Annotated in this window: 12 protein-coding genes; all 12 read right to left on the reverse strand. The window is 43.1% G+C overall.

Annotation, left to right across the window (positions count from 1 at the left end; all coding sequences use genetic code 11):
- Nucleotides 1-23: 23 nt before the first annotated feature.
- Nucleotides 24-2,057 (reverse strand): Stk1 family PASTA domain-containing Ser/Thr kinase, encoded by a 2,034-nt coding sequence (gene pknB, locus ACYP5M_RS21545; RefSeq protein WP_459735507.1) that lies wholly within the window; start codon nucleotides 2,055-2,057, stop codon nucleotides 24-26.
- A gap of 5 nt (nucleotides 2,058-2,062) precedes the next feature.
- The gene (locus ACYP5M_RS21550; protein WP_101224614.1) at nucleotides 2,063-2,812 is read right to left on the reverse strand and encodes a Stp1/IreP family PP2C-type Ser/Thr phosphatase; all 750 of its coding nucleotides are present in this window, start codon (nucleotides 2,810-2,812) and stop codon (nucleotides 2,063-2,065) included.
- A gap of 4 nt (nucleotides 2,813-2,816) precedes the next feature.
- A complete protein-coding gene (rlmN, locus tag ACYP5M_RS21555) occupies nucleotides 2,817-3,911 on the reverse strand; it encodes a dual-specificity RNA methyltransferase RlmN (RefSeq protein WP_101224613.1) in 1,095 nt (364 codons plus the stop codon).
- Entirely contained in the window at nucleotides 3,911-5,263 is a 1,353-nt protein-coding gene (gene rsmB / locus ACYP5M_RS21560) for a 16S rRNA (cytosine(967)-C(5))-methyltransferase RsmB (RefSeq protein WP_101224612.1), read from the reverse strand. Before rsmB ends, rlmN begins: the two co-directional genes overlap by 1 nt.
- Entirely contained in the window at nucleotides 5,250-6,209 is a 960-nt protein-coding gene (fmt, locus tag ACYP5M_RS21565; RefSeq protein WP_427574065.1) for a methionyl-tRNA formyltransferase, read from the reverse strand. The genes rsmB and fmt overlap by 14 nt, the downstream gene beginning before the upstream one ends.
- Nucleotides 6,206-6,691: a peptide deformylase gene (def, locus tag ACYP5M_RS21570; RefSeq protein WP_101224610.1), complete on the reverse strand. Its 486-nt coding sequence runs from the start codon at nucleotides 6,689-6,691 to the stop codon at nucleotides 6,206-6,208. Before def ends, fmt begins: the two co-directional genes overlap by 4 nt.
- Nucleotides 6,692-6,786: 95 nt before the next feature.
- Nucleotides 6,787-9,198: a primosomal protein N' gene (gene priA, locus ACYP5M_RS21575; protein ID WP_452445227.1), complete on the reverse strand. Its 2,412-nt coding sequence runs from the start codon at nucleotides 9,196-9,198 to the stop codon at nucleotides 6,787-6,789.
- Nucleotides 9,199-9,204: 6 nt separating this feature from the next.
- Nucleotides 9,205-10,413, reverse strand: coding sequence for a bifunctional phosphopantothenoylcysteine decarboxylase/phosphopantothenate--cysteine ligase CoaBC (coaBC, locus tag ACYP5M_RS21580; protein ID WP_434169054.1), 1,209 nt, complete (start codon nucleotides 10,411-10,413; stop codon nucleotides 9,205-9,207).
- A 260-nt stretch (nucleotides 10,414-10,673) separates the two neighbouring features.
- Nucleotides 10,674-10,880, reverse strand: coding sequence for a DNA-directed RNA polymerase subunit omega (gene rpoZ / locus ACYP5M_RS21585; protein ID WP_098371057.1), 207 nt, complete (start codon nucleotides 10,878-10,880; stop codon nucleotides 10,674-10,676).
- 3 nt (nucleotides 10,881-10,883) lie between these two features.
- A complete protein-coding gene (gene gmk / locus ACYP5M_RS21590) occupies nucleotides 10,884-11,498 on the reverse strand; it encodes a guanylate kinase (RefSeq protein WP_034313809.1) in 615 nt (204 codons plus the stop codon).
- 10 nt (nucleotides 11,499-11,508) lie between these two features.
- The gene (gene remA, locus ACYP5M_RS21595) at nucleotides 11,509-11,772 is read right to left on the reverse strand and encodes an extracellular matrix/biofilm regulator RemA (protein ID WP_034313813.1); all 264 of its coding nucleotides are present in this window, start codon (nucleotides 11,770-11,772) and stop codon (nucleotides 11,509-11,511) included.
- Between the two features lie 53 nt (nucleotides 11,773-11,825).
- On the reverse strand, nucleotides 11,826-12,701 hold the full coding sequence (locus ACYP5M_RS21600) for a YicC/YloC family endoribonuclease (protein ID WP_459735508.1): 876 nt from the start codon (nucleotides 12,699-12,701) through the stop codon (nucleotides 11,826-11,828).
- Nucleotides 12,702-12,804 lie beyond the last annotated feature (103 nt).

A 12,804-nucleotide genomic window follows, 5' to 3' on the forward strand; every position in this document is an offset into this window, starting at 1 on the left:
AACCACACTCCTAATTAATAAAATTATTCTGGATATGAGACGGATTCGTCAATGATGACCTGATTGTCCCGCATGACTTTATATCCTGCTTTCTTATCTGGGGTAACCATTAATTCGATCGTTCTCTTCGCATCTTGCAATATATAGAATGTTTCTTGTGGCTCCGTCATGCTATTGTCGATATCCTCGATGAAAATTTGTATTTTTTGTGTTTTGCCTGGCTCAACAGGATCATACTCGATTTTGATTTCCTCCGTTACACTCTTGGGAGGGATTTCTTCTTTCCCTTTTGAAATGACCACTTTCACAGTACTGCCCTTTTCCACCTTCGTAGCAGGTTCCGGTGACTGGGAAATGACAAGCCCCTCCGCTACGGAATCATCATAGATTTCTTCTTCGACATCGATCTTTATACCACTTTCACTGGAATAATCATCCAGGCCAGCTTTATTGAATCCAGTTAAGTTCTTCAAGCTCAGGAGATCTGCCCCTTTACTGACCGTTAGCTCAAGCTCCGTTTCGGATGGTACGACCTCAGTGGCACCCGAGGGCGTTTGTTCAATGATCGTGCCGGCTGCACTGTCATCATATTTTTCGGTCACGCTTATGTTTTTGAATCCCATTTTCTCAAGCAGGGATTTAACATCAGAGTAGTCTCGACCTTCATAGCTTGACAATGAAATCGTCTCTTTACCAATGCTTTGATAAATATCGATCACTGCACCTTCCTTGACCGTCTTACCTTCCTTAGGGTTGGTTTTGATCACAAGACCAGCTTCAACCTCTTCATCTTCAATCTCGATCGTATCTCCAACCTTCAAATCCAATTCAAGCAATTCAGTAATGGCATCATCCAATTCTTCCCCTTTAAGGTCTGGGATCGTCACTTCCTTCGAGACAAGGAGGGGGGGTACAACAGTGACAGATAAAACAGCAAGCAGGGCGAGAACTAAAAAGGTGGTCACCAGGATTGCAGGCATGTTTCCTCGTTTTTTACCTTTATGATCCGACTTGTTTTTTTGTTTTTTCTGTTTCTTTTGTTTCTTCTGTTTCTTTTTCGATTTACTCTCTGCTTCAGAATCAGTTTCCTCATCATCCACATAAACTAAAGTGTTTTTTTCAGGACCCCTTATGATTGTCTCATCGACGCTGGAAAGCTGATCGTCCGTTATGACGGGGATGGCTTTTGTTGCATCATGATCTTCGGGAATGGCAAAAGGCAGTTCATTTGAACGCTCAGGATTAAGCGACGTCCGTATATCATCTTCCATCGAGTCTACGCTCTCATAGCGGTAATATGAATCTTTGGCTGTCGCTTTCAAGATAATATTTTCCACACTCTGGGGTATTTCAGAGTTCCAGCGTTTTGGCGACGGAGTTTCCGATTGTAAATGTTTAAGAGCAATCGACACGGCTGATTCACCCGAAAATGGCAATCTTCCCGTCAACAATTCAAACATGACGATGCCAAGTGAATAAATGTCCGACTTCTTATTGGCCATACCGCCTCTGGCCTGTTCAGGAGATAAATAATGAACCGAGCCCAAGACTGCGTTGGTCTGCGTTATGTTTGTTGCACTTAGTGCCAATGCTATGCCGAAGTCCGTAATCTTGACAGTTCCTTCTTTATCAATCAAAATGTTCTGTGGCTTGATATCACGATGAATGATCCCATTATGATGGGCATGGGAAATCGCTGCCGTAATTTGCCTCATGATATCCAAGGCCTCATCAACTGGAATTGGATAATATTTTTGTATGTATTGCTTAAGTGTAAATCCGTCAACGTATTCCATTACAATATAATAGATGGAATCTTCTTCACCAACATCATAAATGCTTACGATATTGGGATGGGCCAAACTGGTTGCCGATTGGGCTTCCCGATTGAAGCGCTTGATGAACTCTTCATCATTATTAAAATCCATGCGAAGGATTTTCAATGCGACATCCCTATCTAAGATCATATCCCTTGCTAGGTAAACATTCGCCATACCGCCGCCGCCTACCATCTCGAGCAGCTTATAACGGCCGTTGATTCTTCTACCAATCAACATTCAATTCACCTGCTTTCACTTTCTTCAGTAAATTGAACAAGCACAAGTGTGATATTATCTTCCCCACCATAGTGATTGGCCTTATCTATTAATGAATTCGCCTTTTCTTCAAGTGACTGTCCATTGGTTACCGTTTCTTCCAGTTCCTGTTCACTCACTTTATTCGTCAATCCATCCGAGCAAAGCAACAGTAAATCATTTTCTTCGAAGATGACCGTCATAATGTCCATTTCCACTTGCATTTCTGTCCCCAAGGCTCGTAATAAAACATTTTTCCGTGGATGGTTTTCGGCATCTTCCTTCGAAATCTGACCGGAACGGACCAATTCGTTAACGAGTGAATGATCTTCCGTGACCTGCTTAAAACCGCTCTCATTATACAAATAACACCGGCTGTCCCCGATGTTGGCAATCGTAGCAAACTTGTCGGTGCAAATGGCTGCAACAATGGTGGTACCCATGCCCTTACATTCCGTATTCGCTTCTGCATGTTCAAAAAGCAACTGATTGACCGAGAAGATTTGCTGCTTCAGCCAATCCTCGGCCTCATTTGCCGTTTCGATTCCGGTTGATGCTTCCCAGCCCTTTTTCAGAAGGTCTATCGTCATTGCACTGGCTACATCCCCGGCGCGGTGGCCGCCCATGCCATCTGCAACGATGGCAAGGCGTACGCCTTCCGAGTTCTTAAAGATTCCGCCATTATCTTCATTATGCTGGCGGACTTTTCCACGGTCTGTCCTAAATATTGCCCTCATAGGGTCACCTCGTCTCTTCTTTGCGCTCCTTGGCCCGAAGCTGGCCGCAGGCTGCGTCAATATCACTGCCTTGTTCCCTTCGGATCGTTACATTAATGCCGCGCTTCTTCAATGTTTTTTCAAACTCAAAAATTTGGTCCCGAGGTGTTCGTACATAGTTGCGTTCAGGCACATAGTTAACCGGTATTAAGTTGACATGGCATTTTATCCCTTTTATTAAAGCTGCTAATTCTTCAGCGTGCTCCACTGTATCATTCTCGCCACCGAATAGACCATATTCAAAACTTACACGGCGACCTGTTTTTTCTGTATAATACTTGATTGCTTCGATCAAGTCTGGAAGTTTGTATGCCTTATTGATCGGCATCAATTTACTTCTCAATTCCGTATTCGGTGCATGAAGGGAAACAGCAAAGTTTATTTGCATGCTTTCTTCGGCAAACTTATAGATCTTAGGAATGATCCCACTTGTGGAAACGGTAATATGACGTGCCCCGATGTTCAAGCCCTTTTCATGGTTTATATTCTTCAAGAATGACATCATATTATCGTAGTTATCAAACGGTTCACCTATACCCATGATTACGACAGAACTAACACGTTCTTCCGATTCGTCAAGTGCTTGCTGAACTTTTACGACTTGGGCAACTATTTCCCCTGATTCAAGATTCCGCTTTAAACCGCCTAATGTCGACGCACAGAATGTACAGCCAATTCTACATCCTACCTGTGTTGTCACGCAAATGGAGTTTCCATATTCATGGCGCATCAGCACCGTTTCTATCGAATAACCATCTTGGAGTTCAAATAAAAACTTCATCGTTCCGTCATTGGACGTTTGCTGAATCAAAGTTTTCAAAGTTGTGAAGGTGAATTGCGCTTCCAGCTTATCCCGTAATGATTTCGAAAGGTTGGACATATCTTCAAAACTGGAGACACGTTTTTTATAAAGCCAGTCATATACTTGATCGGCCCGGAATGCCTTTTCTCCATTTTGAACAAGCCAATCTTTAATTTGGTGTAGCTCCAATGAGTAAATCGATGGTTTTTCTGGTGTCGTATCTTTTCTTACTCTAGATGATTTAGTGATTTCTGCCATTACAGCACCTTCTTTCTAAAACTCGCAATAAAGAATCCGTCACTGCTAAAATATTGCGGAAAAACTTGCAGCGTATGACCCTCGATGAATGGCTGAACGCTTTCAGGCATTCTTGCGGACAAGGTTGCATCGCTTTCAAAATCCGGGTGGCTTTCCAAAAATGCTGCAGCGACTTTGTCATTTTCTTCTTTATCCACCGTACAGGTACTATATACTAACCGTCCGCCTTGCTTAACAAGCGGGGCAGCCGATTCCAATAATTGTTTTTGTATACTTGAGAGTTTCATTATATCATCTTTTGTTTTAGTGTACTTTACATCAGGCTTCCGGCGCATGACTCCCAACCCGGAACATGGTGCATCGATCAGGACCCTGTCAAAACCTTCCTTATTGAAGTGTTCTTGCACTTTTCTGCTATCAAGGGCCATTGTCTTAATATTGTTTCTGAGCTTTAGGCGCTCCGCCTGCTCTTTAATGAGCTTGACCTTATGCTCATGAAGGTCGAGAGCATATACTTGTCCAGTGGTCAAGCCTTCTGCGATATGGGTCGTTTTCCCTCCAGGTGCGGCACAGCAATCGAGTACAGCATCATTTTCATTCGCACCCAATGCATGGGCAACAAGCATTGAACTCTCGTCCTGAATCGATAAATAACCCAATTTATAGCTTTCCGAATGAGCAAGATTCCCTTTGTAGCTGACAATTGCTTCGGGAATGACTTCACTTGCTTCAACATCATATCCTTCTTCCGTTAATATGCTGATCAGTTCACGGCGTGAAATCTTTTTTAAATTAACCCGACCCGTCTGTAATGGTGCAGTTAAATTGATTTCACACATTTCCTTGGTTTTTTCATAGCCAAATTGCTCTACCCAACGCTTTACAAGCCAAATTGGATGACTTACTTCTATGGAAAGCCGTTCCAGATCATCTTTAATTTCATCTAAAGAAGGAACACCATTCCTTTGGATGTTACGGAGGACGCCATTGACCATTGAAGATGTACCCTTGTGTCCGCGTTTTTTGGAAATTTCGACAGCCTCGAAAATGATTGCATGATCAGGCACTTTATCTAAATAGACCATTTGATAAACGGAAAGCCTAAGTAAATTAATGACCCAGCTTTGCGTTTTTTTAGGCTGTTTAATATATGGGCTCAAATAATAATCCAAAGTCATCTTACGCTGTATGGTACCGTAACTTATTTCTGTAAGCAAACCGCTGTCCACGACGGATAACTGGTGCTTTTTAATCAAGTTGTTCAATAATAGGTTACTGTAGGATTGGTTTTTCTCTACAGATTCCAAAATATCGAGAGCGATTTCACGTACTCCCTTTTTAGTTTGCTTCATTCTGTTCTCCTAACTTCATGCCTGCTTTAATGAACGATCCGGCTCCGCGCAAGTAATCTTTCGCCGGCATTTTTTTCTTTCCTGAAGGCTGCAGTTCTGTAACCAGTATTGCCGTCTCATTGCCTGTCGAAACGATGAAACCATCATTTTGTACATCAATGACCGTGCCCGGCGCAGCCTGATTGCCATCTTCCAGTTTCTTTACCTGCCAAATCTTCAAAATGGACCCTTCTAAGGTTGTATAAGCAACAGGCCAAGGATTCAGGCCGCGTACATGGTTATAGATGTCTTCTCCTGATTTCGACCAGTCGATTCTTTCCTCTGACCGCTTGATGTTAGGTGCAAAAGACGCTCTAGCCTCATCCTGCTTGATCGGCTGTAACTCCTCATTAATAAGTTTCGGAAGTGTCTCTGCAAGTAAATCCGACCCTATCTTGCTTAATTTATCATGCAGCGTTCCGACATTATCTTGTTCTTCGATAGCAACTTCCGCCTGAGTCAATATATCACCGGCATCCAATTTTTCCGCCATATACATGATGGTTATCCCAGTCTTTTCTTTCCCCTGTAAAATGGAATAATGAATGGGCGCCCCACCACGCAGTTCTGGAAGCAGGGAGGCATGTACATTAATACATCCGTACTTAGGGGCATCCAGCAATTCATTCGGAAGGATTTGTCCGAAAGCCGCCGTCACCACCAAGTCAGCATTCAAGGAGATGATCTTTTCAAGTTCTTCTTTTTCACGGATTTTTTCGGGCTGATAAACGGGAATCCCATGCTTTTCGGCTTCGACCTTAACTGGAGGCGGCGTCAGCACTTTTTTGCGGCCTACTGGACGATCGGGCTGTGTGACAACAGCGATCACATCATACCCTTCATCAATGATTCTTTTCAATACCGGCACTGAAAAGTCCGGTGTACCCATAAATATTATTTTCGTCATTCTTCTCCATACCTTTCTAACTCTTCTTCCGAAATATACCGGGAAACCTTACTTGTAAATAAAACTCCTTGCAGATGGTCGATTTCGTGCTGAAGGGCCCTTGCAAGGAAATCTTCCGCTTCTATCTCGAAAAAAGATCCTTTTCGGTCTTGTGCCCGGACTTTGACACGGTATGGACGCGTTACTTCGCCATATAAACTCGGGAAGCTCAAGCATCCTTCAACACCTGTCTGTTCGCCTTCCATTTCCAGCACTTCCGGATTAATCAGTTCGATTGCACCTGATCCTTCCTCTATTTCAACGACGGCCACTTGCTTTTTCACGCCAACCTGAGGTGCTGCAAGTCCAACGCCATCCGCCTCCACCATCGTTTCATACATGTTATTTAACAGCTTTGCCAACTTTTTATCAAAACTTGTTACTTTATCGCATTTTTGTTGTAAAATTTTTTCAGGAAACAAGACAATCGGTAAAATAGCCAAAATTAATGGTAACCTCCTAGATATGAAAAACAGCACTTCATTATATAAAAACGCAAGCTGTGACAGCTCGCGGTAATCATCCATCTCTTAAACAATTACATCATGATCTGTGGATTTAAATCTATTGAAATCTGCAGCTGATTCTGAGCGGTTTCTTTTTGGTAATGCTCCAAAAGTGTGCGTAAATGCTGATTCAGGTCCGGCTCTCGTTTGTATTTTATCAGACATTGGTAGCGATATCTATTGTTGATTCGACTAATGGGGGAAGCAACCGGACCTAGTACGATAGAATCCCGATTCAATCGTGAGCCTAAATAATTCGTGATCTTCTCAGTGACACTCACTGTCTTCATTAAATCTTCATGTGAAACGGTAATAAGGACAACATAATAATACGGAGGGTAATGACTTTGCCTCCTTAGATGCATCTCCCGTTCATAAAAAGCATCATAATCCTGAAAGGCAGAAAGCTCGATGCTGTAGTGCTCAGGTGTATAGGTTTGGATGACCACTTCTCCCGGAAGCTGATGACGTCCTGCCCTTCCGCTGACCTGTGTCAGCAGCTGGAATGTCTTTTCCGAAGAACGGAAATCAGGCAGATGCAGCATCGTATCAGCTGAAAGGACTCCAACAAGGGTGATATTAGGAAAATCAAGGCCCTTGGCAATCATTTGGGTGCCTAACAATATATCGGCCTTCCCTTCACCAAAGGCATTCAGCAACCGCTCATGTGAACCCTTCTTACTCGTCGTGTCAACATCCATCCGTATGACCCGTGCTTCAGGGAGGATTTTCGCAAGCTCTTCTTCAACCTTTTGAGTGCCTGTACCGAAGAACCTTATATGTTCACTTTCACATTCAGGGCATGCAGAAGGCATTCCCTCTTCAAAGCCGCAATAATGGCATTTCATTATATCATTAAAGCGATGATATGTGAGTGAAATGTCACAATTAGGGCAGTTGATGACCAATCCGCAGCTTCGGCACATCACAAAGGAAGAATGTCCCCTTTTATTTAGCATCAGAACTGTTTGCTCCCCCTTCTCAAGCCGGTCTTTCAGCTTGGTAAAGAGCAGCTCCGAAAACATGGAACGATTTCCGGTTCTTAGTTCTTCTCGCATATCTACAATATCCACTGCTGGCAACGCACTTTTATTCATCCTCTGGCTAAGTGTCAATAATTTATAGACATTTTTCTTGGCTCGCGCAAAAGATTCAAGTGTAGGTGTCGCGCTGCCAAGAATAACCGGACACCTATATGATTTTGCTCTTTCAATGGCTACGTCCCTGGCGTGGTACCTTGGCGTTTCTTCTTGCTTATAGCTGGATTCATGCTCTTCATCAATGATGACCAGCCCCAGGTTTTCAAAAGGAGCAAACACAGCGGAACGCGCGCCCACCACCACTTTTACTTCTTTACGGTGAATTTTCCGCCATTCATCATATTTTTCACCTACGGATAAACCGCTATGCATGACAGCTACCTGCTCCCCAAACCTTTCCTTAAACCTCTTCACCGTCTGTGGAGTTAAGGAGATTTCAGGTACAAGCATGATGGCTTCCTTCCCTTTTTCAATGACAGATGCAATAGCCTGTAGATACACTTCCGTCTTCCCGCTTCCGGTTACACCATATAAAAGGAAAACATCATGTTCATCATGGTGTATTTTCTCTTGGATAGGCTTCAACGCAGTTGTTTGTTCAGCTGTAAGTGTAAAGGGAGTGGATTTTTCGAAAACACGGTTTTCATAAGGATCACGGTATATTTCTTGATCCATTTCCGCCAAGGCCCCTTTTGACACTAGGGATTTGACGGTACCGCTTGATGTGTTCATCAATTCAAGCAATTCTTTTAACGGAATGGGTTCTTGATGTTCAATAAAGTATTGAAGGAGTTCCTGTTGTTTTTTTGCATTGCTTGACATGGCTGATGCCATTTCTTTCAGTTCCTCAGGGGAAAGTAAAGATTTTATGACACGGACTGTCTTCTTATTAAGTCGGTTTTTCACATTATATACGAGCTCAAGATTGCCATTTTGCATTTCCTTTTGGAAAAGTGAAGCGTTCTCCCCTTCAATCACGTCTTTCCAAGATATTGAATCATTTTTCCCGAAAAGGTTTTGAATGAATGGAGGCAGCTGATCCTTTTTATCTTCAACGACTTTGATCACTTTTTCATACTTTGCTTTCATCGCTGCCGGAAGCATGGCCTGTAGCGCTGAAATTTTAAAACACATCGCCTCTTTGGTCAACCAGTCACCCAGCTGAAGCAATTCATCATTAAGGATGGGCTCCAAATCCATTGGTTCTTTTATATTGCGTAATTTCGCAAAGTCGCTTTTAGCTTTTAAGCCTGTGACGAATCCCTGAACCATTCTTGGACCGAACGGGACGATGACCCGCATTCCGGGTTTGATGACTTGGCTCCACTTTTCAGGTATGCGATAGTCGAATTCTCGATCCGTTTGTTTAGCAGGTACATCCACGATGACGGATGCTATATCCATATGACATCATTCCTTTTGCATGCGAGATACTTCTGCCAGGATGCTTTTAGCTATATCCGCTTTACTCATTTTTGGAAGTTCGGTCGAATTTCCATCTTTATTGTAGATAGTCACGATGTTCGTATCCGTTCCAAATCCTGCCCCTGGGGCGGTAACATTATTGGCAACGATCATATCTGCATTCTTTTTGGCTAATTTCCCTCTTGCGTATTCTTCAACATTGTTCGTTTCAGCCGCAAAGCCTACCAAGAACTGATGAGTTTTATTTTCACCGAGTTCCATGAGGATATCCTTGGTCCGTTCAAATTCCATCACATTTTCCCCTGGCTGCTTTTTCATCTTTTGATCATGATAAATCTTCGGTTTATAGTCCGCCACTGCAGCGGTCATGATTACGACGTCACTGGAATCGAACTGATCGAATACCGCATCATACATATCTGCTGCTGATACCACTGGTATTACTTTGGCCTTGGAGGGCGGTGACAAGTTCACTGGGCCAGTGATTAATGTCACCTCAGCGCCCATTTCAATTGCCTTTTCGGCTAGGGCATAGCCCATTTTGCCGCTGGAATGATTCGTTACGTAACGCACGGGATCGATTGCTTCGCGAGTCGGTCCTGCCGTTATCAAATATTTCTTTCCTCTAAGAGGCTGTTGGTGTGATTTACGTTCATCGAAATATCGATTAAGATGTTCCACGATTGTTTCCGGTTCCTCCAATCGCCCTTTCCCTACATACCCGCAGGCCAAATACCCTTCACCCGGTTCAATGAATTGATATCCAAACGAACGAAGTGTCTCCATATTTTTCTGAACCGCTGGGTGGGCGTACATGTGCACGTTCATTGCCGGCGCAACCCAGACAGGCGCTTCCGTTGCCAGAAGTGTGGTCGTAATCATATCATCCGCGATTCCATTGGCTACCTTTCCGATGACATTCGCTGTAGCTGGAGCCAACAGGATGATATCTGCCCAATCAGCCAAGTCGATGTGGGCAATGACTGATGAATCCTTCTCATCAAAAGTATCTGTATACACATCATTTCTCGAAAGTGCTTGAAAGGTGAGCGGCGTCACGAATTCACGTGCCGATTCACTCATGATCACTTTAACATGTGCACCTTCCTGAGTTAATTTACTTGTCAGGGCAGCAGCCTTATATACAGCAATCCCGCCGGTGACACAAAGAAGTACTTTTTTATCGATAAGCATGCAAATTTCCCCTAACTATACATTCTATTTTCTTCTAATTATGACGGAAAACCGAAGAAATTTCATTTGAAATGCGCAATAACATATGGATTTTCCTAAAAATCCCATATCTCTGCCTGCTTCATCAATGACTTCCGGACTTTATTAAAACCAAAACAAACAGGCCTGACACCTTGGCCGCAGGAAGGAAGCAATTTCCAAATGTAACGCTCCTGTTTGCTTTAGGGTGTCAGGCCCGATAGGTCAAGCTATGTGTTCTTTTAGTTTTCCTCGTAAGAATTGTCGTAAGTCAATTTACCGGAATGAATCTCTTCAAGGGCACGACCTACTGATTTATGGGAAACCGGTTTCGTTACGAGGCAATTATCTTTAATTTGCATTTCCCTGGCACGCTTAGCTGCCACTGATACAAGTGAGTATTTTGAATCGATTTTAAGTAATAGAGAATCAATTGATGGATATAACATAATTTATTCCGCCTCCAGCATTTTTTTATATAAAACAGCAACTCTTTCCCGACGGCAATGCTCGGCTATTACAATTGCATTAATTCTAGCACATGCGGCATCCACATGATCATTTTCAACAACATAATCATACAGATCCATAAGTTCTATTTCTTCCTTGGCCACTTTCATCCGTCCTTTTATCGCTTCCTCCGTCTCGGTTCCGCGAGTAACGATGCGGCTTTCGAGTTCGGTCAAACTCGGAGGAGCAAGGAAAATGAAAAGTCCTTCAGGGAATTTCTCCCGGACCTGTTTAGCTCCTTGAACTTCAATTTCCAGAAATACATCTTTTCCGGAATCGATTGTTTCACGGACATAATCCACGGGTGTTCCATAATAATTACCGACGAACTCAGCATATTCCAGCAATTTGCCTTCCTCGATCAGTGCTTCGAATTCCTCGCGTTTTTTGAAGAAATAATCCACTCCGTCCACTTCACCATGGCGAGGCAGCCGTGTGGTCATCGAAATCGAATATTCGAATGCCGTTCCTGGCTGAGAAAAAATCGCCTTTCTTACAGTTCCTTTACCAACACCGGATGGACCGGACAAAACGATTAATAATCCTTTTTCTCTCATATTGTTTCAGTTACCCCTCTTCTACGCTGTCATCTCTATCTTGAAGCCGTGCGGCAACCGTTTCCGGTTGAACGGCAGATAAGATAACATGGTCGCTGTCTGTAATTATAACGGCCCTAGTCCTTCTACCATATGTAGCATCTATTAAGGATCCGCGGTCTCGGGCATCTTGGATGATCCTTTTGATCGGAGCCGATTCAGGGCTCACGATGGATACGATCCGGTTTGCGGAAACGATATTCCCAAAACCAATATTAATGAGCTTAATTGACATTTTTGTCCCCCATTCATACCTATTGTCACCTTGTTAGGTTCATCATAAACCGACTACTCGATATTTTGAACCTGTTCTTTTAATTTTTCAAGCAGACTTTTCATTTCCACCACTTCTTTGGTAATGGCCGAATCATTTGCCTTTGATCCAATCGTATTGACTTCCCTATTCATTTCCTGGACAAGGAAGTCGAGTTTCCTTCCAATTGGTTCACTATGGGTAAGCGTCCTTGAAAATTGCTGTACATGGCTATCGAGTCTGGTCAGTTCTTCATTTATATCACATTTATCTGCAAAAATGGCCGCTTCTGTCACAATGCGGCTATCTTCGATCAATCCTTCAGTCAACTCTGCCAGTTTGATTTCCAAGCGGGCTTTATGTTTTTCGACGACTGAAGGTGCATGCATTTTGACCCCTGCTACAATCTCACCAAACTTTTCAAGCTGGCGTTTCATGTCCAAGGCCAGTTCCTGACCTTCCAGATTCCGCATTGTTTTCAGATTTTCCAATGCCCCCGTGACAGCCTTCAATAACAGGGATTCCAAATCGGCAGGAACCGCAGGTACTTCCTCCGTTATGAAAATCGATTCAAGTTGCAGCATATCCTGTAATGTAATGGAACTTTCCAGATTGTATTTTCCCTTGACTTCTTCCATCAACCCCACATACTGATCAGCAAGATCCCAATCGATCTTCACCTTTTTGGAAACCAGGCTCTCACCTTCAACTGTAATGAAGATTTCCACCCGTCCCCTTCTTATGTATTGGTTCGCCTTCTTCTTCACCTTTTCTTCCAAAACCAAAAGCTGGCGCGGCATTCGAATCGTATATTCACAAAAACGATGGTTCACGGTCTTAATTTCAGCAAAAACCTTGACCTGTTCGTTTTCCGCTTCTTCTCTTCCATAGCCCGTCATACTGGTAACCATGGTTCCACATCCTATCAAACATAATGTAGTAATTTAGCCTTTAATATTCATTATATATTAGCTACAGCACGAAAACTTTAGCTCACAAATAAAATACTACAAA

Source organism: Peribacillus sp. N1, assembly GCF_054600815.1.